At 68.6% G+C, this 22,289-nt stretch carries 19 protein-coding genes; 9 read left to right on the forward strand and 10 right to left on the reverse strand.

Annotated elements, in window-relative coordinates:
• Window positions 1-372 precede the first annotated feature (372 nt).
• Window positions 373-1,542, reverse strand: a complete 1,170-nt coding sequence (locus NA8_RS22555) for a phosphotransferase family protein (protein WP_063052327.1) — start codon at window positions 1,540-1,542, stop codon at window positions 373-375.
• 190 nt (window positions 1,543-1,732) lie between these two features.
• On the opposite strand from NA8_RS22555, the gene NA8_RS22560 reads away from it, so the two are divergent.
• On the forward strand, window positions 1,733-2,707 hold the full coding sequence (locus NA8_RS22560) for a hypothetical protein (RefSeq protein ID WP_063052328.1): 975 nt from the start codon (window positions 1,733-1,735) through the stop codon (window positions 2,705-2,707).
• Here NA8_RS22560 and NA8_RS22565 read toward each other — a convergent pair.
• Together NA8_RS22565 and aspS are read right to left on the reverse strand one after the other, a co-directional pair.
• Entirely contained in the window at window positions 2,679-3,683 is a 1,005-nt protein-coding gene (locus NA8_RS22565; protein ID WP_084467008.1) for a DUF389 domain-containing protein, read from the reverse strand. The genes NA8_RS22560 and NA8_RS22565 overlap by 29 nt on opposite strands.
• Window positions 3,684-3,756: 73 nt before the next feature.
• Window positions 3,757-5,541, reverse strand: coding sequence for an aspartate--tRNA ligase (gene aspS, locus NA8_RS22570; protein WP_063052329.1), 1,785 nt, complete (start codon window positions 5,539-5,541; stop codon window positions 3,757-3,759).
• 190 nt (window positions 5,542-5,731) lie between these two features.
• On the opposite strand from aspS, the gene ypfJ reads away from it, so the two are divergent.
• Window positions 5,732-6,655, forward strand: coding sequence for a KPN_02809 family neutral zinc metallopeptidase (gene ypfJ, locus NA8_RS22575; protein WP_063052330.1), 924 nt, complete (start codon window positions 5,732-5,734; stop codon window positions 6,653-6,655).
• A 119-nt stretch (window positions 6,656-6,774) separates the two neighbouring features.
• Entirely contained in the window at window positions 6,775-7,311 is a 537-nt protein-coding gene (locus NA8_RS22580) for a hypothetical protein (RefSeq protein ID WP_063052366.1), read from the forward strand.
• A 78-nt stretch (window positions 7,312-7,389) separates the two neighbouring features.
• Here NA8_RS22580 and NA8_RS22585 read toward each other — a convergent pair whose 3' ends face one another.
• Window positions 7,390-9,006, reverse strand: a complete 1,617-nt coding sequence (locus tag NA8_RS22585; RefSeq protein ID WP_063052331.1) for a hypothetical protein — start codon at window positions 9,004-9,006, stop codon at window positions 7,390-7,392.
• Entirely contained in the window at window positions 9,003-9,332 is a 330-nt protein-coding gene (locus tag NA8_RS22590; RefSeq protein ID WP_040867626.1) for a type VII secretion target, read from the reverse strand. Before NA8_RS22590 ends, NA8_RS22585 begins: the two co-directional genes overlap by 4 nt.
• A gap of 211 nt (window positions 9,333-9,543) precedes the next feature.
• Between NA8_RS22590 and NA8_RS22595 the strand changes: the two genes are divergently transcribed.
• The 4 genes from NA8_RS22595 (at window position 9,544) to NA8_RS22610 (ending at window position 14,783) form a co-directional block, all read left to right on the forward strand.
• Window positions 9,544-10,548, forward strand: a complete 1,005-nt coding sequence (locus tag NA8_RS22595; protein ID WP_063052332.1) for an NAD-dependent epimerase/dehydratase family protein — start codon at window positions 9,544-9,546, stop codon at window positions 10,546-10,548.
• Between the two features lie 31 nt (window positions 10,549-10,579).
• Entirely contained in the window at window positions 10,580-11,596 is a 1,017-nt protein-coding gene (locus NA8_RS22600; protein WP_063052333.1) for an Rv2578c family radical SAM protein, read from the forward strand.
• A gap of 110 nt (window positions 11,597-11,706) precedes the next feature.
• Window positions 11,707-13,707: a 2-oxoacid:acceptor oxidoreductase subunit alpha gene (locus NA8_RS22605; protein WP_245663950.1), complete on the forward strand. Its 2,001-nt coding sequence runs from the start codon at window positions 11,707-11,709 to the stop codon at window positions 13,705-13,707.
• Complete coding sequence (locus NA8_RS22610) at window positions 13,704-14,783, forward strand: 2-oxoacid:ferredoxin oxidoreductase subunit beta (protein WP_063052334.1); 1,080 nt, start codon at window positions 13,704-13,706, stop codon at window positions 14,781-14,783. The genes NA8_RS22605 and NA8_RS22610 overlap by 4 nt, the downstream gene beginning before the upstream one ends.
• A 17-nt stretch (window positions 14,784-14,800) precedes the next feature.
• Here the strand turns inward: NA8_RS22610 and NA8_RS22615 are convergent, their stop codons facing one another.
• The 3 genes from NA8_RS22615 to hisS all read right to left on the reverse strand — a co-directional run bounded on the left by NA8_RS22615 (window position 14,801) and on the right by hisS (window position 17,979).
• Complete coding sequence (locus NA8_RS22615) at window positions 14,801-15,805, reverse strand: malate dehydrogenase (protein WP_063052335.1); 1,005 nt, start codon at window positions 15,803-15,805, stop codon at window positions 14,801-14,803.
• Between the two features lie 125 nt (window positions 15,806-15,930).
• Entirely contained in the window at window positions 15,931-16,578 is a 648-nt protein-coding gene (locus NA8_RS22620; protein ID WP_063052336.1) for a hypothetical protein, read from the reverse strand.
• Window positions 16,579-16,707: 129 nt separating this feature from the next.
• Window positions 16,708-17,979, reverse strand: a complete 1,272-nt coding sequence (gene hisS / locus NA8_RS22625; RefSeq protein WP_063052337.1) for a histidine--tRNA ligase — start codon at window positions 17,977-17,979, stop codon at window positions 16,708-16,710.
• Window positions 17,980-18,118: 139 nt separating this feature from the next.
• Between hisS and NA8_RS22630 the strand changes: the two genes are divergently transcribed.
• The gene (locus tag NA8_RS22630) at window positions 18,119-19,000 is read left to right on the forward strand and encodes a peptidylprolyl isomerase (RefSeq protein ID WP_063052338.1); all 882 of its coding nucleotides are present in this window, start codon (window positions 18,119-18,121) and stop codon (window positions 18,998-19,000) included.
• Window positions 19,001-19,408: 408 nt separating this feature from the next.
• Window positions 19,409-19,954 carry a hypothetical protein gene (locus tag NA8_RS22635; RefSeq protein ID WP_062973532.1) on the forward strand — a complete coding sequence of 182 codons (546 nt, stop codon included), beginning with the start codon at window positions 19,409-19,411 and terminating at the stop codon, window positions 19,952-19,954.
• 85 nt (window positions 19,955-20,039) lie between these two features.
• Here NA8_RS22635 and NA8_RS22640 read toward each other — a convergent pair whose 3' ends face one another.
• Together NA8_RS22640 and NA8_RS22645 are read right to left on the reverse strand one after the other, a co-directional pair.
• Window positions 20,040-20,423, reverse strand: a complete 384-nt coding sequence (locus NA8_RS22640; protein WP_245659987.1) for a DUF4913 domain-containing protein — start codon at window positions 20,421-20,423, stop codon at window positions 20,040-20,042.
• Window positions 20,420-22,255 (reverse strand): type IV secretory system conjugative DNA transfer family protein, encoded by a 1,836-nt coding sequence (locus tag NA8_RS22645; RefSeq protein WP_063052339.1) that lies wholly within the window; start codon window positions 22,253-22,255, stop codon window positions 20,420-20,422. The genes NA8_RS22640 and NA8_RS22645 overlap by 4 nt, the downstream gene beginning before the upstream one ends.
• Between the last annotated feature and the right edge of the window lie 34 nt (window positions 22,256-22,289).

Genomic DNA, 22,289 nt, shown 5'->3' on the forward strand with positions numbered 1-22,289 from the left:
CGCCACCGCTGCTGCTGTGGTTGTTGTCGTCCGACTTGCCATGCGACCGGTTCCGCCATTGACAGGCGCGAACCTCTTCGCTGAGCTGCGCCCCGGCCGCGCGGGCACGCGTCGCCGCGTCGCCTTCGATCCGGCTACGAACTGCGTCACTTGGACGCCGTGCAAGCGCAGCCAGCGCTGGAGTGCGGCGGCAACAGCACCGTCGAAGGGCGGCAGTCTCTGTACTCGTGCCTGCGATGCGGTCCTGGGTCGGTCCAGGTTTGCGCTAGACCGCTTCGCAGAAGACCGCCGGAACGACGACAACAGACTTGGCGGCCGAATTCACGCCGCTGAGGTCCCGCGCAGCGCGCGCGGTTCCTCGGACGCGAAGTCCTACTCCGACCAGCGCTCTTCCAGCATTGCGGACACGTCTTCGGCGAAATCGCCGACGATGTCGTCCCCCGTGCACCGCGCGTCTTCGGCGAGCGCGGCCCAGCGGTTGATCAGCGCCGCCGAGCGCGGCACCGAGAGGCCGTGCTCCCGGGCAGCCGCGATACGTGTGTGGTCGGCGGGCAGGAACCAGTAGGTGGACAGCCACACCCAGATCAGCCGGGCTTCCAAGATGCGTTCGGCCAGCTGGTCGTCGTCGGCCAGCGCGGGCCACACGCCCACGACTTCCGCGCGCCACGCCTCCACCATCTGGTTGGCGCGTTCGCGCGAGAGCTCGAGGTCGCACAGGCAGCCCGGGAAGGACACCAGCGCGTAGGCGATGTCCAGGGTGGCGTCGCGGAATCCGCCCCACTCGTAGTCGAGGAAGCGGGCGCCCTCCTCGTTCAAGATCACATTGTCCGGGCAGAGGTCCGACGGGCTGAACGCCCGGAAGCGCCCCGCGGAGTACAGCCGGTTGCCGCGCACGATCCGCTCGGCGATCTCGCCGGGCACCTCGATGCCCAGTTCGCGCTGGAGCAGGCCGGGCACCTCGGCGATCGCCGACTCGGCCTGCTGGGCGATGCCGTCCACCCGGTGCACCACGTCCACCCGGCGCAGCAGCGCGACGAAGTCCGCCTCACGCCCGACGGTGGCGGCGTGCATCCGGCCCAGCGCCTGTGCGAAGGCCATGAGGGCATTGCGGGTGGCCGGCTCGGCGCCGGAGCGCAGCACGGCGGTGAGCAGCGAGTTCTCGCCGAGGTCGCTGAGGATCAACAGCCGGTCGGGGAGGCTGTGCGCGATCAGGTACGCGCCCGGCCGGTGTTCCCGGCTCAGTGCGGTGGTGAACTGGTAGGACACCGTCTCGCGGAGGAACGCCGAGTCGATGCTGGCCACCCCGGGCGCCAGACCGCCGGTCCGGCGATCCTGGGCGGCGCCACGGACCTGCTTGATTATCAGGGTTCGCGGCAACGAGAAGGCGTTCTCCGCTACTCGCACACGTAGGACGGTCGTCCTACCACTACCGCTGAGTTCGATCGGATCGCTCAGCTTTACCGGAGCACCCATTCGCTTTGTGAGCAACTGTTGCGCTGCGGACACGACTTCGGCGGCGCGTTCGGCCAATAGTGCGGTCATCGCCTCTCAAAGTACTCGCATGGGGTCACTTCTAGCGAGCGGTTACACAACCTTTCCGCGTCGCCCGGCGTGTCCGCGGCCAGGCCGGAGGGTGGCCGCCGGTCGCTTGACACCTGTGCACCCGTCGGGTTTTCTCATCGTGAACTGCCGTGCGCCACACCGCAAACCAGTTGAGTGGAAAGGTCTACGCATGACCGAAACACCGCCCCCCGCACCCAAACAATCAGCTGGCGGCGCTTCCTCCCCGAACGACGAGGAACGCTTCGCGGCACGGCCGGGGCAGCACGAGAACCCCGATCCGCGGGGCGGCGCCCCCGGAACCGACCACACCCGCCATGCGATGGCGGGTTCGTCAGCATACCCGCAGTTCGAAGGTCCCGGCGCGGCGCACTACGGCAGCGAACCGGTGGAGCCACCCCCGCCCATGGGCGCCCCGCACCCCAGCTACGGCCCGCAGGGCACCGGCCCGGGGTGGGCGCCGCCGTCCGGACCCCCGCCTGCCCAGGAGCCGGTCTACGGCTACCAGCAGGTCGCCACGGGACCGCGCACGCTGGACGTGGGCCAGGCGCTCAGCTACGGCTGGGCCCGTTTCCGGGCCAATCCGGGCCCGTGGGTCGGGGTGACCGCGGTGGGCATGGTCATCTATTTGGCGTTCGTGCTCGTCGTCCAGCTCACCGACCCGACGACGATGCTGCCGCTGCTGCTCGTGTTCCTGGCGGTCATGGCCGGCATATGGCTGCTGCAGGCGGCGATGGTGCGCGGCGCCCTGTACGAAACCGACGGCACCCCCCCACCTTTCGGCGCCTACTTCCGATTCGTGAACGCGGGCAATGTGCTGCTCACCGCGCTGCTGGCGTTCACGCTGACCTTCCTCGGCTCGGCGATCTGCCTGATCCCCGGACTGATTGCGGGCTGGCTGTGCATGTTCTCGCTGCATTTCGTCGTCGATCGAGATCAGGGCCCGTTCGAGGCGCTGAAGTCCAGCTTCACCCTGGTGGTCGCCAACGCCGGGCAGGTGCTGCTGCTCGCGCTGGCGGTGCTGGTGGTCACCTTTTTGGGACTACTGCTGTGTGGTTTCGGCCTCCTGATCGCGGGCCCGGTCGCCGTCATCGCCGTGACCTACGCCTACCGCGCCCTCACCGGCGGTACCGTCGCACCGCTGTGAAACCCGCCTCCTGTCCGACCGGTGAGCGCATCCCGATCAAGCGTTTGAACCGTTCCACCGGACCGGCCTCGCCGCCCGCGCGAGGCCGGAGCGCGAGCACGATGATCCCGGCCACGATGATGCCCCCCATATTCACCGCGAGCTGACCCGCGGACAGGAACGCCACCCGCCACTCCCCCAAAGTCGCCGCCACCACGGCGAATCCGGCTGCGGGCACGGTGGTCACCGAGATGAACACACCGACCAGCGCGGCCGATTTCGCGGTGACCAGCGACAACATTCCCGCCGCGCCCGCGAGCAGCGCCACGACCAGCGAGAACGGGCCGACCTGGTAAATGAAGTCGACCTGTTCGATACTGCCCACCCCGTCGATGGTGATCCAGCCGACCTGCTCCCACACCACCGTCGCCAGCAGCGTGACCACCATCGCCACCGGAAAACCGACCGCGAGCGCGACGGCCGAGCGGCGGGCGAGCCGGAAATCCCTGCGCACCAACGCCACCGCGAACGCTGCCAACGGACCGAACTCCGGACCGACGACCATCGCGCCGACGATCGTCACCGGCGAATCGGTCGTGACGCCCACGGCGGCGAGCAGGCAGGCGATCGTCAGGAACGCGAGGAACGTCGCGTTGAGGCTCGACTCCTCGTGCGTCTGCGCGATCAGTTCCTCCCACACCACCGCGTCGCTCGGATCACCGGGCGCCTCGTGCACCGCGCGTTCGCCCGCGTCCGACAAGACCGTCTCGACCGGTGTGAGCGTCAAGCCTCCGGAATGGCAGATGCCCAGCGCCGTGAGGTCCTCGAGTACGGCGTTGGCGGCCTCGCGAGCCACGTCCGCCTCGACGAGGTCGCCCTTGGGCTCCACCGCCCCACCGCGTGCCAGGGTCACGTGCGTGACCCCGGGATCCGCGGCGAGTACCGCGAGCACCTCGTCGGTACTCTCCGGCGGGCTGATCATGCGCAAGTGCAGCAACGCGTTTCCTCGTGGTCGGCGTCACCTGGCACAGACGCGGCTGACCAGAAAATACCGTTCGCGGCAGCGGCCGCTACGAGGCGGGCGCGCCCTTCTTCTGCTCCGGCTTGACGTCCAGTCCCGCCTCTTTACGCTGCTGCGCGGTGATCGGCGCGGGCGCGTCGGTCAGCGGGTCGACACCGCCTCCGGTCTTCGGGAACGCGATGACCTCGCGGATCGAGTCCTCCCCCGCCAGGAGCGCGGTGACCCGGTCCCAGCCGAAGGCGATGCCGCCGTGCGGCGGAGCGCCGAAGGCGAAGGCGTCGAGCAGGAAGCCGAACTTCTCCTGGGCCTCCTCGTGCGTGATGCCCATCACCTCGAACACCCGTTCCTGCACGTCGCGGCGGTGGATACGAATCGACCCGCCACCGATCTCGTTGCCGTTGCAGACGATGTCGTAGGCGTAGGCCAGCGCCGAGCCCGGGTCGGTGTCGAAGGTGTCCAGCGACTCCGGCATCGGCGAGGTGAACGCGTGGTGCACCGCGGTCCAGGCGGAGTGGCCCACCGCCACGTCACCGCTCGCGGTCGCCTCCACGGTCGGCTCGAACAGCGGCGCGTCCACGATCCACACGAACGACCAGGCGTCCTCGTCGATGAGGCCGACCTTGCGGGCGATCTCGACGCGCGCCGCACCGAGCAGCGCGCGCTGCGCCTTCGGTGCGCCTGCGGCGAAGAACACGCAGTCCCCCGGCACCGCGCCGACGTGCTTGGCCAGGCCCTCACGCTCGGCTTCGCTGAGGTTCTTGGCGACCGGGCCCCCCAGCGTGCCGTCCTCGTTCACCAAGACGTACGCCAGCCCCTTGGCGCCGCGCTGCTTGGCCCATTCCTGCCAGGCGTCGAGCTGGCGCCGCGGCTGGCTCGCGCCGCCCGGCATGACCACCGCACCGACGTAGGGCGCCTGGAACACCCGGAACGGGGTGTCCTTGAAATAGTCGGTGCACTCGGTGATCTCCACACCGAAGCGCAGATCGGGCTTGTCGCTGCCGAAACGGCGCATGGCCTCGGCGTAGGTCATGTGCGGGATGGGGGTCTGGATCTCGTAGCCCACCAGCTTCCACAGTGCGACCAGGATCTCCTCGGCCAGCAGGATCACGTCCTCCTGGCGCACGAAGCTCATCTCGATGTCGAGCTGGGTGAACTCCGGCTGCCGGTCGGCGCGGAAGTCCTCGTCCCGGTAGCAGCGCGCGATCTGGTAGTAGCGTTCGATGCCGCCGACCATGAGCAGCTGCTTGAACAACTGCGGGCTCTGCGGCAGGGCGTAGAAGCTGCCCGGCTGCAAGCGGGCGGGCACCAGGAAGTCGCGAGCACCCTCGGGCGTGGACCGGGTCAGCGTCGGAGTCTCGACCTCGACGAACTCGTGGCGGGCGAGCACCTCGCGGGCGGCCGCGTTGACCTTGGAGCGCAGCCGGATGGCGTGCGCCGGGCCTTCCCGGCGCAGATCCAGGTAGCGGTGCTTGAGGCGCGCTTCCTCACCGGGCTGCTCGTCCAGCTGGAACGGCAGCGGGGCGCTCTCGTTCAGCACCTCGAGCTCGGTGACGTTCACCTCGATCGCCCCGGTCGGCAGTTCCGGGTTCTCGTTGCCGCTCGGACGCGGTTCCACGGTGCCGGTGACGCGCACGCAGTACTCCGCGCGCAGCCGGTGCGCCTGTTCGGCGGGTTCGCCCTCGCGGAACACCGCCTGGGCCACGCCGGACGCGTCGCGCAGATCGATGAAGATCACCCCACCGTGGTCACGCCGCCGGGCCACCCAACCGGTGAGAGTGACGGTCTGACCGGCATGCTCGCTTCGCAGCGAACCAGCCAAGTGGGTGCGCAGCACGGGGTTCCTTTCGACGACTCTGGCACCGGGCGCGGGGTGACCGGGTGCGAGTCCATCGTAGTGAGACACATTCCCCGAGAGGAAACCGATATCGACGCGCCCATGCCAAGCTGTATCCGAGGGAGAGTGAACCGGGGCCGTATGACCGAGGGCTGTGTGTGCCCCGGGGACGAGCGAGAAAGCGACGACGATGACCTTCAACGAGGGCATGCAGATCGACCCGGACCGGGTTTCCTCCGGCGGTCCCGGCATGGGCGGCAAGCTCGCGCTGGGCGGTGGAGCGGGCGGACTCATCGTGCTGGTGCTGGCGCTGCTGCTGGGCGGCGACCCCGGATCCATCCTCGGGAACTTCACCGGAACGCCGGAGGAGAGCCAGACGCAGCCGGGCACGGAGGGCACGCCGAGCCACTGCAAGACCGGCGCGGACGCCAACAAATACGTCGACTGCCGGGTGGCGCTCACCGCGCAGAGCCTGGACGCCGTGTGGTCGGCCGAACTGCCGAAGCAGGCGGGCAAGCGCTACTCGCAGCCGAAGGTCGTGCTCTTCTCCGGGGCCACCTCTACCGGATGCGGCAATGCCACCAGCGACGTCGGGCCGTTCTACTGCCCGGCCGACCGGACCGCCTACTTCGACACCAGCTTCTTCCAGGAGCTGGTGGATCGCTTCGGTTCCAGCGGCGGCCCGCTCGCGCAGGAATACGTGGTGGCGCACGAGATCGGCCATCACATCCAGAACGTGCTCGGTGACCTCGGTCGCGCGCAGCGTGATCCGCGCGGGCCGGAGTCCGGCGCGGTACGCACCGAATTGCAGGCCGACTGCTACGCGGGCATCTGGGCCCACTTCGCGGACAAGCAACCTGCGCCCGGCGGCGACCAGCCCTTCCTGAAGCCGCTGTCGGACAAGGACGTCGACGACGCGCTGTCGGCGGCCGCGGCGGTCGGCGACGACCGTATCCAGCGCGCCGCGCAGGGCCGGGTGAATCCGGAAGCATGGACGCACGGTTCGTCCGAGCAGCGACAGAAGTGGTTCCTCACCGGCTACAAGACCGGTCAGGTCCGGGCTTGCGACACGTATTCGGCGCAAGACCTGAACAATCCGTCCGGCCTGCGATAGACCGGGATCCGATCGATGCGGCGCGCGCCGGTTCATTCCGAAAGCCGGCGCGCTGTCATGATCTACGGCAGTTCACCTGTGTTGCAGGTGGATACGGACAGCACCGGAAGATGGGATCGATGCGAGTAACGAAAGCTGTTGTGCTGGTTGTGTTGCTGATCGTGGCGGCGGGCTCGGGCGCCGCGACGGCCGACCCGGCCCTGGATCGCCCCAGCGCGCTACCGCCGATCGCCGCGCCGCTGGCGTTGTTCACGCTGACCACCATTCCGGACGGGTGGCAGGCCCGCACGGACCTGCGTCCGCAACTGGAGATCTTCGCCGACGGCCGTGCGATCAGCAGCCCCGACGCGGTGGCCGCCGAGCGCCGGCCGGAGACCCCGCCCAAGCGGATCGATGGCCACATCCCGCCCGACGTGCTGAGTGCGGCGCTGGCGGAGACCAAAGCGCTCGCCACCGTGGACCTCGGCGTACCGGCCGCAACGGATCAGAGCAGCCGGATCATCGACTTCATGCCGCAGTCGCCGTCGGAGGACGTACATCTCGTGGTGTATTCGCCCGACACCACCGAGGGGCTCGGCGCCGAGCAGCAGGCCGCACGCAAACGCTTCGCCGACCTGTACCGGAAACTGCTCGACGCGTTCGCGCAAGACAACTGACCTTCGCTCGTCATCCGGCCCGAACGGCGATGATCCCCGCTCGGGCCGGATCTCGTGCGTGGCCTCCCCCGCGACGCGTCAGAACTGGTCTTGCTCGTAGTCCGAACTGATGATCTCGTCCGAGTGCGTGGCGCCGATGACGTCCGGCGTGGACTCGCCCAACGGGCCGGTGAGGTCGTCGTTGCCGGTGGGGCTCAGATACGGCTGCACCGAGCGCGAGTGTTCGTCGTCATTGCCGCGCTGTCCCGCCGCGCCGGCCGGGCCGCCCATGAAACCGTTCGACCCGGCAGGTGTGGTGCTCGCGGGCGAGCCGGTACCGAATGACGTGCCCGGGACGCCGGCGACCGAGCGGATCGGGGGAACCGTGGTGCCGGGCAGGCCGGTGGCTTTCGGAACCGAGGGCGTGCTCGAACTTCCGGGCCTGCCGGGGCTGCTGCCGAGCAGTCCGCTCGGCGTGCCGTGGCTGGTACCCGGGCTGTGCGTGGTGTGCACCGACGACGGCGTGGTCGAGGGGGTCGAGGTCCCGGGCGTGGCGGAGTCGAGGCCGGCCGCCTTGGTCGCGGTATCCGAGGCGCTCGACTGCGCCTGCTCCATGATCGGCTGGCCGACGTTCTCCGCCAGCGCCTGCGCGACCTCCTGCGGCGCCGGACCGCCGCCGGGCGCGACCAGTTGCTGCACCATGCCGCTGAGTTCGGCGGTCTTGCCCGCCAGATCACCGCGGGTGGCGTTGACCACGCCGACGGCGTTGCCCAGGTGTTCGGTGGCCGAGGCGATCAACGTCGCCTGGGCCGGCGGGGTGAGGATCACCGGCGCGAGCGCGGTCGCCTGGGTGGCGAACGACGACGCGATGCCGAGCAACTGAGCGTTGCCCTGCTGCACCACCGTGGCGGCACGCTGGGTGAGCTCGGAGATGTCGATACCCCGCTGGCTGGTCTGCTGCCCCTCCACGTTCGCCTGCTGGCTCGCGGCCTGGGCATTGCGCGCGGCCTGGCTCTGCCACAGCTGCTCGACCGTGCTCATGCTGCCCTTGCCCACCTGCATGGCCATCTCGATGACCTTGGAGGACTGGCTCAGGATCGCGGTCGGATCGAACGCGCCGATGACACCGGTGCCGAAGCTGCTCAGCAGATCCAGGATCGGCTTCATCAGCAGATCGACGCCGGGGAGCGCGGGCACCGCGACACCCTGCATCAGCGCGGCGACCGGGTCGGCGGGCAACGGGGGCAACGACGCGGCGGCGGCCGCCGCCTGGTTCACCGTGCCGGCGACCGCGCTCGACGCGTCGGCCAGTGCTCCGTTCAGCACGCCGGGGGCCTGATCGAGCGCCGCTTGGACCGCGGGCGCCGCAACGTGGTCGACCGCCGTGTTCATGTCACCGAGCAGCGCCGACGCCTCGTGCGGCACGCCGAGTACGTTCTCGGCGCCCGGTGCGCCGTTCAGACCGGGCAGACCGGAGGGCGTGGCGCCGACCGACTGTTGATCCTCGGCGATCTTGCGCGACAGCACGAAAGCGGGCGGCTCGATGGGCGGCAGATCGTCGGGCAGCTGCGGCAACGGCAGGTCCAGCACCGCCTGCTCGGGCGCGTTCTGCAGGGTGTCCAGCACGGACTGCTGGCCGATCGCGACGTTCTGCTCGGCCGCGTGCGCGAGGGCGTGGTCCTCCGGCGCGATGACGCCGCTGTCGAGCGGCCTCATACCGCGCCTCCGATCTGGCCCGCGATCGATCCGAGCGCGCCCGCGTTGGACCAGTCGACCGCGTCGTAGGCCGCGGCGGCGCTGAACGCCGAGTCCGAGAGTTTGGCGTACTTGGCCGACAGATCGTTGATGTCCTTGGCCTGCAACACCTGTGCCGCCGCGAACATCGCCAGGTAGTCGGCCCCGATCAAGCCGAACACCGGAACGAGCGCGGAAACGTTCTTCACCGCGTCGAAATTGCCCGCCCCCGCGAGATCACCGGCGATACCGGCGTTCGTGGCGGCGAACGCCCGGACCGCTTCGGTCTCTACCGAGAGATCACTCATCGAGTTGCCCCCCAAATCGTCGTACAGATCTGCGTCATGAAGTTGTCGTGATCCGCCGGCTCCCTGCCGAATCGGCAAGGGCCGCTACGGTTGCGCTCAATATAGCCGACCCGACCGGCAAGTTTCGAGCCCGAACGCGCCGCACGGCAGGGCGAAAGGGGCAGAATTGGAACGTGTTGCAAATTAGAACAAGTTCTATATTCTCTGTCCCATGAAGGTCGCAGTGACCGGCGCAGCCGGCTACCTCGGCACGAATCTGCTCCGCCTCCTCACCGAGCGCGGCCATCAGATCACGGCCATCGATCGGGCGATTCCCGCCGAGCCGGCGGCACCCGGCATCACCTGGGTGCGGGGCGATGTGCTCGACCAGGCGTCCATGCGCGCCGCACTGGACGGCGCGGAGGTGGTCTACCACCTGGTGGCGGTGATCACCCTGGCCGAGAAGAACGAACTCGCCTGGCGGGTGAACACCGAGGGTGTGCGCGTGGTCGCCGAGGCGGCGCTGGCCGTCGGCGCGCGCCGGATGGTGCACGCCAGCTCGATCCACGCCTTCGACCAGTACAGCTGCGGTGGCCGGATCGACGAGAACGCGCCGCGGTCGACCGACCCCGGGTTGCCGGTCTACGACCGCTCCAAGTGGGCGGGCGAGGTGGCGCTGCGCAAGGTGATCGACGAGGGCCTGGACGCGGTGCTGTGCAACCCGACCGGCGTCTTCGGCCCGCTGGACTTCGGCAAGCCGCTCTCGCGCATCAACCGGACACTCAGGGACGCGGCGCTCGGGCGCGTGCCCGCCATGATCGGCGGGGGTTTCGACCTCGTGGACGTGCGCGATGTGGCCGAGGGCCTGGTACTGGCCGGAGAGCACGGCCGCACAGGTGAGAACTACCTGCTCGGTGGATCGATGATCTCGATGCTCGAACTGTGCCGCGTCGCCGCCGCCCATGGCGGCAAGCGGGGGCCGAAGTTCGCCATCCCCGCCAAGCTCGTGTCCGGCGTCATCCCGGTGCTCGCGCCGATCGGCAAGCTGTTCAACTCCGACATCGTCTCCAAGGCGGCGCTCGGCGCGCTCATCTCCGCGCCCGTCGTCGACCACGGCAAGGCGGAACGGGAACTCGGCTACCAGCCGCGCTCGCTCGAGGACACGGTGCGCGATCTGGTCACCTTCTTCGCCGACCCGGCCCGACTCACCCCGCCCGACACCAGACAGATCGCTTGACAGCTTCTAGAACACATGTTCGACTGAGGGGGTGCGGTGGCAAAGCCAGACCCTGGACGCCGAGGACGGCGCCTTGCCCGGGCTGTCCCGGGCGGGTCTGGTGCGCACCGTGCGGACGCCGGAGTTCGAGGGCATCACCTTCCACGAGGTGTTGTGCAAGAGCGCGCTGAACAGGGTGCCCGAGGGCGCGAACGTGCCGTTCCAGTGGACCGTCAATCCGATGCGCGGTTGTTCGCACGCGTGCCGCTACTGTTTCGCGCGCGGCACGCACGAGTATCTGGACCTGGACGCGGGCCGCGACTTCGACTCGCAGATCGTGGTGAAGACCAACGTCGCCGCGGTGCTGCGCAAGGAACTCGGCAGGCGGTCCTGGCGCCGCGAACCGGTCGCACTCGGCACCAACACCGATCCCTATCAGCGCGCCGAGGGGCGATATCGCCTGATGCCGGGCGTCATCCGCGCGCTGGCCGAGTCCGGCACCCCCTTCTACATCCTCACCAAAGGCACCTTGCTGCGCCGGGATCTACCGCTGCTCACCTCGGCCGCGCGCCAGGTGCGGGTCAGCCTCGCGGTGTCCATCGCGATCCTCGATCAGGAGCTGCACCAGAGCCTGGAACCCGGCACGCCGTCGCCACGGGCACGGCTGGACCTGGTTCGCGCGCTCACCGACGCGGGCTTCGCGGTGAACGTGCTGGTCGCCCCGGTCATCCCCTGTCTGACGGACGGACAGGCACATCTGGACGCGATCTTCGGCGCCATCGCCGAGGCCGGGGCGGCATCGGCCGTCGCGTTCCCCATGCATCTGCGCGGCAGCACCAGGGGCTGGTTCCTGTCCTGGCTGGCCGAGCACCATCCGGCGCTGCTGCGCCGGTACCGTCAGCTCTACCGCCGCGGCGCCTACGTGACGCCGGAGTACTCCGCCTGGCTACGCGCGCGGGTCGCTCCACTGCTGGCCGAGCACGGTTTGACGGCGCGCAGGCATGCCGAACCGGAGACACGACCCGAAACCGCGCACACGACCGACGCGCAACTGGCATTGTTCGCCTGACGCCACCATCGCCGAATCTCGCCGGTCCGCGCGCTTCGGGGGCGCGCACCGCACTCGACGGAGTAGTTTGGCGATGGCACCTCTCAGCGACGAGGAAGTGAAGCAGGCATATGGTTTCACACCAAAACGATGTCGGCACAGCGAAGTTGGAAAAGGTCGTCATTCGGTTCGCCGGGGACTCCGGCGACGGAATGCAGCTGACCGGCGATCGCTTCACCCACGAGGCCGCCGCGTTCGGCAACGACTTGGCCACTCAGCCCAGCTTCCCCGCCGAGATCCGGGCGCCGCAGGGCACCCTGCCCGGCGTCTCGTCCTTCCAGATCCAGATCGCCGACTACGACATCCTCACCGCTGGTGACCAGCCCGACGTGCTCGTCGCGATGAACCCCGCCGCGCTCAAGGCGAACCTGGAGGATCTCCCGCGCGGCGCCACCGTCATCGTGAACACCGACGAGTTCACCAAACGGGCCCTCGCCAAGGTCGGCTACGCCGCCGATCCGCTGGCCGACGAGACGCTGTCGGACTTCGTGGTCCACCGCGTCCCGATGACCTCGCTCACGCTGGGCGCGACCGAATCGACCGGGGTCGGCAAAAAAGATGCCCAGCGTGCGAAGAACATGTTCGCCCTCGGCCTGCTCTCCTGGATGTACGGACGCCCGATCGGCGGCACCGAGCAGTTCATGCGCGAGAAGTTCGCCACCAAGCCGGACATCGCCGAGGCCAATATCCTGGCGTTCCGGGCGGGCTGGAACTACGGCGAGACCACCGAGAGCTTCGCCACCACCTACGAGATCGCGCCCGCGAAACTGCCGCCGGGCACCTACCGCCAGATCACCGGCAACACCGCGCTCGCCTACGGCCTGATCACCGCGGGCCGGCTCGCGAAGCTGCCGGTCTTCCTGGGCACCTACCCCATCACGCCCGCCTCGGACATCCTGCATGAGCTGAGCAAGCACAAGAACTTCGACGTCACCACCTTCCAGGCCGAGGACGAGATCGCCGGAATCGGTGCCGCGCTGGGCGCTTCGCTCGGCGGCGCGCTCGGTGTCACCAGCACTTCCGGCCCGGGACTCGCGCTCAAGAGCGAGACCATCGGCCTGGCGGTGATGACGGAGCTGCCGCTGATCGTGATCGATGTGCAGCGCGGCGGACCGTCGACCGGACTGCCGACCAAGACCGAACAGGCCGACCTGTTGCAGGCGCTCTACGGCCGCAACGGCGAATCACCGGTAGCGGTGCTCGCGCCGCGCTCCCCGGCGGACTGCTTCGCCACCGCGGTGGAGGCCGCGCGGATCGCCCTGACCTACCGCACTCCGGTGCTGGTGCTGTCCGACGGCGCGATCGCCAACGGCTCCGAACCGTGGTCCATTCCGCAGGTGACGGAATTGGAGCCGATCGACCCGGGATTCGAGCCGGACGGCGACGACGCCGACCCGTTCCAGCCGTACGCGCGCGATCCCGACACGCTCGCCCGACCGCTGGCCGTCCCCGGCACGAAGGGCCGCGCCCACCGCATCGGCGGTCTCGAGAAGGCCGACGGCAGCGGTAACATCTCCTACGATCCGGGCAACCACGAACTCATGGTCCGTCTGCGCCAAGCGAAGATCGACGGCATCGGCGTCCCCGAACTCGCGGTCGACGACCCGGACGGCACCGCCGAGCTGCTGCTGATCGGCTGGGGCAGTTCATTCGGCCCGATCGGCGAGGCGTGCCGGCGCGCGCGGCGGCGCGGAGTCCCCGTCGCCCAGGCGCATCTACGCCATCTGAATCCGTTGCCCGCCAATCTCGGTGACGTGCTGCGCCGCTATCGCCGCGTGGTCGCGCCGGAGATGAACGGCGGCCAGCTGGCCACGCTGCTGCGGGCGAAGTACCTGGTCGATGTGCGGCCGTGGACGAAGATCGCCGGCACCGCGTTCTCCGCCCAGGAACTGGTCGGGGTGATCGACGCGGCGCTGGACGGATCGATCGAGGAGATGGAACAGAACAAGGTCTTCGCCGCACGGGCGCGGGCTACTTATCGAGCGCTGCCCGACGAAGTCCGACCACAACCCTGCGCCGCGCCGAGCGCAGGCGAGGCAGCCGCGTACCGCATCACTGGGGGTAACGCATGACCATCGTGGAGACCTCGCTGGTCGGCACCGACCTGGGACTGACCGGTGTGTCCGGGGTACCGACGGCGGACGGACCGCAGAAGGTGAAGGAGTTCACCTCCGATCAAGAGGTGCGCTGGTGCCCGGGTTGCGGCGACTATGTGATCCTGGCGACGGTGCGCGGCTTCCTCGCCGAACTCGGATTGCGCAGAGAGAATCTGATGTTCGTGTCCGGGATCGGCTGCTCGAGCCGCTTCCCGTACTACTTGGAGGCCTACGGTATCCACTCCATTCACGGTCGTGCGCCCGCGATCGCGACCGGATTGGCGGTCAGCAGGCCCGACCTGTCGGTCTGGGTGGTGACCGGTGACGGCGACGCGCTGTCCATCGGCGGCAATCACCTCATCCACGCGTTGCGCCGCAACGTGAACATGACGATCCTGCTGTTCAACAACCGGATCTACGGCTTGACCAAGGGGCAGTACTCACCGACCTCGGAGCAGGGCAAGATCACCAAATCGACCCCGATGGGCTCGGTGGACCACCCGTTCAACACCCTGTCGGTGGCGCTGGGCGCGGAAGCGACCTTCGCCGCTCGCGCGCTCGACTCCGATCGCGCGGGGCTGACCGAGGTGTTGCGCGCCGCGGCCGAGCACCGCGGCACGTCGTTCGTGGAAATCCTGCAGGACTGCCCGATATTCAACGACGGCTCGTTCGACGTGCTGCGCCGGGAGAACGCCGCGGACCATCTCATACCGTTGCGCCACGCCGAACCGATCCGGTTCGGCGCCGAGGGCGAATTCGCCGTCGTACGCCGGGGTTTCGGGCTCACGACGGCTCGCACCGACAGCGTCGCGGAGTCCGACATCGTGGTGCACGACGCCTACGCCGACGACCCGGAGTACGCCTACGCGCTGTCGCGGTTGTCCGATCAAGGACTCGAGCATGTGGTCACCGGCATCTTCCGCAGCGTCTCGCGACCGACCTACGACGACGGGGTGCGCTACCAGACCGAGACCGCGCGAGAGAAGAGACCAGTCGGCCCCGAATCGCTCCAGTCCCTGCTCACCGGGCCCGAGACCTGGACAGTCGGATAGGCACGTCCGCGAGCCGGTCAGGCGTGCTTGGCGAAACCGAGGTCGATGACGGCGTCGCGCTCCTGCGCGAGTTCGGCGACCGAGGCGTCGATCCGGGGACGGGCCAGTTCGTCGATCGTCAGATCGGGCACGATCGTGTACTCACCGTTCGCGCAGGTGACCGGGAACGAGCTGATCAGCCCTTCGGGCACGCCGTAGGAGCCGTCCGAGGGAACTGCCATCGAGACCCAGTCATCGTCCCGCGTGCCGCGTACCCAGTCGTGGATGTGGTCGATCGCGGCGCTGGCCGCGCTCGCCGCCGAGGACGCGCCGCGGGCCTGGATGATGGCGGTGCCGCGCTGCTGCACGGTGGGCACGAACTGCTCGGTCAACCACGCCGGATCGCCGATCAGATCGAGGGCGGGACGTCCCGCGATGGTGGCGTGCGCGATATCCGGATACTGCGTCGCCGAGTGATTGCCCCAGATGGCGACCCGCGCGATGGCCGCGGCGGGGGCACCGGTTTTCTTGGCCAGCTGCGCGATGGCGCGGTTGTGGTCCAGGCGAGTCATGGCGGTGAAACGCTCGGCGGGCACGTCCGGCGCGTTGCTCATGGCGATGAAGGCGTTGGTGTTGGCCGGGTTGCCGATCACGAGCACCTTCACGTCGTCCCCGGCGCTGGCGTTGATCGCGGCGCCCTGCTCGGTGAAGATCGCGCCGTTGGCGGCGAGCAGATCCGAGCGTTCCATCCCGGCCGTGCGCGGCCGCGCGCCGACGAGCAGGGCGATGCCCGCGCCCGCGAAGCCGATCCACGGGTCGTCGCTGATGTCGATGGAGTCCAGCAGCGGGAACGCGCCGTCCTCCAGTTCCATCGCGACGCCCTCCAGCGACGCCACCGCTGCGGGGACCTCCAGCAGCCGCAGGCGCACGCGCGTGTCCGGGCCGAGCATCGCGCCGGAGGCGATCCGGAACAGCATGCCGTAGGCGATCTGGCCCGCGGCTCCGGTCACGGTGACGGTCACGGTCCCAGCGGGGGTGCTCACGGCGAACTCCTTGCGATCGGCGAATCCTCTAGCCCACCCTAGTCACTCTCACCGCCGCCGAAGGCGCACGGTGAGCTACGCGACAGTGACCCGTACCGGCCGCACCGGTTCTCCGGCAACGTTGCTCAGGCGAGCGCGGCGACCTCGGTGTCGGTCAGCACGATCGGCGAGACCACGTCTTTGGCCCGCGCCAGCCGCACGGCGCGATACAGCGGCCGTTCCTCCAGTCCGGCATCGCGTGCCTCGGCGCGCAACTGGTGCACCAGCATCTCGGAAACCGCGACGGACGCGGCCAATTCACTGGCGGCGAGCGCGTCCGCGAGTTTGCGCAAACCCAGCAGATGCAATTCGCGGCCGCTGCCCGCGTCGGTGTACATGGCCAGCGGAACGACTTGCGAAATCTCCCCGGCGGTAACCCGCAGGGCGATCCGGCTCAACCGGGCCGGGAACACCAAGACCTCGACCCCGGTGGCCGCCGACATCTCCACCTGTCGTTCACCGAACAGCCTGCGGGCATGAATCGTCGTACCCGTCACCCACATTCGCCGCCGACGCAGCGCGACGGCGTACACCACGGTGGGCGCGCCGACGACAACGCCGATGGCCGCCGCGATCGGCCAGCTCACCACGGTCGCGGCCAGCAGCGCCGCGCCGATCCCGATGCCCGACGCGGCCAACGCGAGGCGGCGCAGCATCGGCGCGTACAGCTCAGGCGCGACCAGGTCGAGCCCCACCGGCGCGATCGCCCGCTGGTCATCAGAATTCGTGGACACTACTCCGCCCTCTCGCGACTTCGGCGCCGCTGGTGTGCGCGCCGGTCACGCTACCGCCCCCACACCCCGCCCGCGACGGGTTCGGCGCACAGTGTCGCGCGACGGAACCCGAGAGCACCGGCCACCGCGCTACCCGGCCAGCGCCTCCCGGATCACGCCGACCACCTCGGGCAGCGGAATCTGCCGCTGATCACCGGTCGCCATATCCTTGAGCCCGACGGTGTTCTCCGCGAGGTCACGATCGCCGAGCACGAGGGTGAACCTGGCCCCGGATCGGTCGGCCGCCTTCATCGCGCCCTTCACACCGCGCCCGCCGTAGGCCAGATCGACCCGGATGCCCGCCGCGCGCAACTGCGCGGCCACCACCACCAGCCGCTGTTTGGCGGCCTCACCCAGCGGCACGCCGAAGACCTCGCAGCGCGCCGGGCTGCCCGCCGACTTGCCCTCGGCCGCCAGCGCCAGCATGGTCCGGTCCACACCGAGACCGAATCCGATGCCCGACAGCGGCTGCCCGCCGAGTTCGGCCATGAGACCGTCGTAGCGGCCGCCGCCGCCGATGCCGGATTGCGCGCCGAGACCGTCGTGCACGAACTCGAACGTGGTCTTGGTGTAGTAGTCCAGACCGCGCACCATGCGCGGGTTCACCACGTACGGCACGCCGAGCACCTCCAGGTGACCGAGCACCTGCTCGAAGTGGGCCTTGGCCGACTCCGACAGGTGATCGATCATCAGCGGCGCGTCCGCGGTCATCGCCCGCACCTCGGGCCGCTTGTCATCCAGCACGCGCAGCGGGTTGAGCTGGGCGCGCCGCTTCGTCTCCTCGTCCAACGGGAGCCCGAAGAGGAATTCCTGGAGCAGTTCGCGGTACTGCGGGCGGCACGTCTCGTCACCCAGCGAGGTGACCTCGAGCCGGAATCCGTCCAGCCCCAGACCACGGAATCCGGCATCGGCGATGGCGATGACCTCGGCGTCCAACGCCGGATCGTCGACGCCGATCGCCTCGATGCCCACCTGCTGCAACTGCCGGTACCGGCCGGCTTGCGGGCGCTCGTAGCGGAAGAAGGGACCCGCGTAGCACAGCTTCACCGGCAGCTGGCCCCGGTCGAGGCCGTGTTCGATGACCGCGCGCATCACACCCGCGGTTCCCTCGGGGCGCAGCGTGACGCTGCGATCGCCGCGATCGGGGAAGGTGTACATCTCCTTGGTGACCACGTCGGTGGACTCGCCGACACCGCGGGCGAACAGGCCCGTGTCCTCGAAGACCGGCAGCTCGATATGCCCGTACCCGGCCAGTCGGGCGGCGCGGAGCAGGCCGTCGCGCACCGCGACGAACTCGGCCGAGCCGGGTGGCACGTAGTCCGGTACCCCCTTCGGGGCGGAAAAGCTGCTGGTCTTGGTCACGATGCTCCAGTTTCCACCACTACGCCCCCGCAAGTCCAACCGATTCGCCGAACCGCCTCTCAGGATGGTTGCGGAGCAGTCTCAGAAAGAAATGGCACACTCTTATCCCGATGTAACCGGACACGGGAGGAACGTGGTAGTGCCGACCAACGAACAGCGACGAGCAGCGGCGAAACGCAAGCTGGAACGTCAGCTCGCCAATCGGGCCGAGCGGGCGCGCAAGCGCAAGCAACTCACGATCGCCGGATCGGTACTCGGTGTCGTCCTCGTGGTCGCCGCCGTGACCGGGGTGTACTTCTTGACCCGCGGCGACGACAGCAGCAGCAACTCCGACGCCGCGGACGCCTCGCTGTCGAGCACCCCCGCCGCGGCCGCGCCGCCCTCCGCGAAGGCCAAGCCCGCGACGGTCGACTGCTCCTACCGCGACAGCGCCAAGCCCGCGGACAAGCCGGTCGGCAAGCCGAAGGCCGAGGGCATCCCCACCACCGGCGTCGACGCGAAGGTCAGCGTCAGCGTGGAGACCACCCAGGGCCCGATCGGGCTGACCCTGAACAACGCCGAGTCGCCGTGCACGGTGAACAGCTTCGTCAGCCTGGCGGCACAGAACTACTTCGACGGCACCAGCTGCCACCGTATGACCGCAGGCGAGGGCCTGAAGGTCCTGCAGTGCGGTGATCCCACCGGCACCGGGATGGGCGGGCCCGGTTACGAATTCGACAACGAGTACCCCACCGATCAGTACGCCCCGAACGATCCCGCGGCGACCTCCGAGCCGATCGCGTACAAGCGCGGCGTGCTGGCCATGGCCAACGCGGGCCCCGGAACCAACGGCAGTCAGTTCTTCATCGTGTACGCGGATTCGATGCTTCCGCCGCAATACACGATCTTCGGCACCGTGGACGACAACAGCCTCGGCACGCTCGACAAGATCGCCGAGCTGGGCCAGGACGACTCCAACGGCCCCGGCGACGGGAAGCCGAAGCAGCCGGTCACGATCCAGTCGGTGCGTATCGACCGCTGAACGTGTGCTCCGGGCCCGCCGCCGCTCGCCGGCCGCGGGCCCGAGCCATGTCCGCTCCATCCGGCCGACGCGGGGATAGTCGAACCTTTCTTCGGTTAGGGTGCCCTCAGTTAGAAGATCATCCGGCGCGCCCGGAGACACGCCGGAAATGTGCGATATATGCTGATAAACCGGCACGCTCGTTCGATTGTGCCGACCTTTGTCGGGTAATCTCGACACAAGGAGTTCTTGCGGCGTAGTACGGCCTCGGCCGGGCGATCCCCCGGACAGGAAGTGCCGCACCACAAGTTCTCCGGGTGTCCACGTTTGCAGGCGGGACCCGCTGCACGGGACTACAGTTCGCGTGGCGGCGTCCGTAACGAAGCACCACATCATCCATAGTGATCACTGCAGCATCGGGGAGCAGCCATGTCCGAGGAACTGGACGACATCGGCCGGGAAACCGCGGCCATGATGAGGACAATGTTGCAGCTTGCGACGCTCGTCGCCTTGCGGACCCGCGAGCGTGGTCAAAAGGAAGCCGAAGCGCGCGTCAAGCTCACCGAGGCCCGGCTCAAAGAGGCCAAGGAGTTGCAGCTGCGTGAGGCGCGCGACGCGAAGGCCAAGGATCCGCGCAACACCGAGCTGGCCCGGCTGATCGAGAAGCCGATAGCGGACAAGGGCGTGTCGCTGGAGAAGGACCGCTTCTCCGCGCAAGCCGAGGCCTCCCGGATGGCGGCCAACGCCGCCGCCAAGCCGGCTCTGCAATACGACTCCCAGGAACGCCGCATGGCGATCGCGGCCCATCTGGCCAAAATGGGTGTAGCGCCGGAGCTTGCCGCGGTGCGGATGCTGATCGAAGTAGGGCAGGCACAACCGCCGGGTGAGGCCGTACGCTCCCGTCCGGGCGAGGCCCCGTCGGTCACCAGGGGCGGGCGGGAACAGGAATCCCGCGGCTTGGAGCGCACGCGATAGCAGGAAAAGGACGAAATGCCCGCTGGATCATTCAGCGGGCATTCGTCTTTCCGGCCGATACCGCGAGATCACGCGGTGCGGTCGACTAGGTGGAAAAGTCCCCCATCGTGGGATCGCCGAACATCCCATGCTGCGGCGATTTCGTCGGGAGCGGGCTGAGCATGTCCTTGTGGCCGTTGCGCACGCTGCAATATTTGAACGGGCCTTTGGGGTCGAACAATTTCGCCATGTGCGGATCGGCATGATCCAGGAACCAGACGCTCAACCCTGTCGACGGGTTTTGGCGGTAGTGCTCCCAGGCGCGCCACAGCGCGTCCAGACGGGCGACCGCTTCGGCGTGCTGCCACCATTCGGGGCACCACACCGTGTCACTGAGATCGGTGACCTGCCGCCGATAGACCACGCTCAGGTATTCCTCGACGAACGCCACCACACTCGCGTAGATCATGTTCTGCTGCTGTTCGGTCACAGCGGCCGGACCTCCTCGACTTGGCCATACTCCGGCGGTGGCGTCGACTTGCTCAGCGACGGCGAACCGATCACGTCCGCGATCTGCGTCTTGCGCTGTGGATCATGGTGCGAGATGGACTGTTTCACGTCCGCAGCGTACTCACCCTCCCACCAAGGCACCGTACGGATGAGCACCGGAGGCGCACCTGAGGGGAACAGGATGGCCCGGCCACGCGGCAGCGTCGCGAGGGCGTTGACCGAGAACGTCTTGGACGAGCCCAGCGAGCGTGAATAGCTCTTGCCGCCCTTGGATTCGGAGACCGACTGCGAGATCGCGTCGTATTCACCGAGCACGTCCGAGCGCTCCTGCAGGAATTTGGTGTCGTCCACGCCGCTACCGAGCACTTTGATGTTCGCCGCCGACCACAAGGCGTTCATGCCGCTCTCGCCCCAGCAGCGGGCGCCCTGCGCCCAGGATTGCAGCACCGTCATCACGACGATGCCGCGCGAGCCGAAGTGGCTGTACTGCTTGGGCAGATCCTTCCAGCGCACTACGTTGGCGGCCTCGTCGAGCACCGCGAGCATCGGAATCGCCAAGCGCCCACCAGCCGACTGCGACGCCTTGCGCATCGCCACGTCGACCACCGCTTCGGTGAGCGCACTCACCAAGGGCGCCGCCGAACCGCGGCCTTCCAGCGACAGGCTGTAGAGCGTGCCGTTGTTCTCCAGGAACTCCAGCTCGTCGAACTCCCTGCGATCACCGCCACGGGTGATCCACGGGTGCACGTTCGACAATTTCAGGCACCGGATCATCTTCTTCGCGGTGCCGAAGATGCCGCTGCGCGTGCGTGGATCGGCGTTGTACTGCGAGGACAGGCCCGAGGCCGTGTAGTGATGGCGGGCGGCGCGCAGGAGCTCGATGGGCTCGGTGTCCTGCGGATTGGTCACCCATTCCCATACCTGCACGATCGGTCTGCTGCCGTTGCGATCGCCGACCGCGGCGGCGAGGAACAGTCCGGCCAACAGGTCCTCGGCCTCGGGATCGAAGAACGCGTCGTGGTTGCTGTCGCTGCCGTCGTCGCCGTCGGCGAAGTGCCCCGCCAACCGTGCCGCGCGCATCTCGCACCCTTCGCGCTTGGCATCCACCCAGGACAGCGGATCCCAGAACCAGGTCGGCTCTTCGCCAGCGACACCCTGCGGATCGAAGACGAAGGTGGGACTTCCTTTGGACTCGCGGACATCCCGCGTCGCGTCCACCACGTCGCGCTTGTTCGAGGTGGCCAGCACAGGGCCGATCGCGGTGAGGATCGCGGGGATCACCCGGGACGTCGACTTGCCCTGACGCGGACCCCAGATGTCCAGGTGCAGGTCCTCATACGAGCCGTAGAGCATCACGCCGTCGGCCACACCGACACCGATCGGTACGCCGGGAGCGTCGTCGTAGCCCAGTCTGACGCCCAGCTGCTCGGCCTTCTCCCGGACGCCGGCCTCGGTGAGCATCGAGATCGCGCCGCCGTTGCCCATCACGTCGGCCTTGTCATCCACCGGCAGCCTGCCCTTGGATCGGCGCTTCTGCAGCTCCTTGCGGATCACCAGGTACGCGACCACACTCAGGATCACCAGCAACACGATCGCCGTGGCCGCACCCGGCCATTGCAGCTTGCCCCGCGCCAGATCGGCCGCGATGGCGATCGGATTGAACGGGACTTTCTGCGGGCTGCCTGCCAGCAGGTTGCCCAGATGCAGCGCGAGCCACAGGGTTCCGAAGATCGCGAAGCCGGCGTAGGTCAGTAGCAGGCTGACGTCGGGTCCGGGTACGGCCGGATCCGTCACCTTTTTCTTCTTCGCCATGTGTGCCTCCTGGGTCGGCCGTCCGGTACGGAAA

The sequence above is a fragment of the Nocardia arthritidis NBRC 100137 genome (genome assembly GCF_001612765.1).
GTDB lineage: Bacteria > Actinomycetota > Actinomycetes > Mycobacteriales > Mycobacteriaceae > Nocardia > Nocardia arthritidis.

What these genes read in the sequence shown, in the direction of transcription:
- NA8_RS22645 (WP_063052339.1), bottom strand. Translation starts at nt 22,255, where the DNA reads ATGGCGAAGAAGAAAAAGGTGACGGATCCGGCCGTACCCGGACCCGAC.
- NA8_RS22635 (WP_062973532.1), top strand. Translation starts at nt 19,409, where the DNA reads ATGTCCGAGGAACTGGACGACATCGGCCGGGAAACCGCGGCCATGATG.
- NA8_RS22610 (WP_063052334.1), top strand. Translation starts at nt 13,704, where the DNA reads ATGACCATCGTGGAGACCTCGCTGGTCGGCACCGACCTGGGACTGACC.
- NA8_RS22555 (WP_063052327.1), bottom strand. Translation starts at nt 1,542, where the DNA reads ATGACCGCACTATTGGCCGAACGCGCCGCCGAAGTCGTGTCCGCAGCG.
- NA8_RS22605 (WP_245663950.1), top strand. Translation starts at nt 11,707, where the DNA reads ATGGTTTCACACCAAAACGATGTCGGCACAGCGAAGTTGGAAAAGGTC.
- NA8_RS22560 (WP_063052328.1), top strand. Translation starts at nt 1,733, where the DNA reads ATGACCGAAACACCGCCCCCCGCACCCAAACAATCAGCTGGCGGCGCT.
- NA8_RS22585 (WP_063052331.1), bottom strand. Translation starts at nt 9,006, where the DNA reads ATGAGGCCGCTCGACAGCGGCGTCATCGCGCCGGAGGACCACGCCCTC.
- NA8_RS22580 (WP_063052366.1), top strand. Translation starts at nt 6,775, where the DNA reads ATGCGAGTAACGAAAGCTGTTGTGCTGGTTGTGTTGCTGATCGTGGCG.
- NA8_RS22590 (WP_040867626.1), bottom strand. Translation starts at nt 9,332, where the DNA reads ATGAGTGATCTCTCGGTAGAGACCGAAGCGGTCCGGGCGTTCGCCGCC.
- NA8_RS22595 (WP_063052332.1), top strand. Translation starts at nt 9,544, where the DNA reads ATGAAGGTCGCAGTGACCGGCGCAGCCGGCTACCTCGGCACGAATCTG.
- ypfJ (WP_063052330.1), top strand. Translation starts at nt 5,732, where the DNA reads ATGACCTTCAACGAGGGCATGCAGATCGACCCGGACCGGGTTTCCTCC.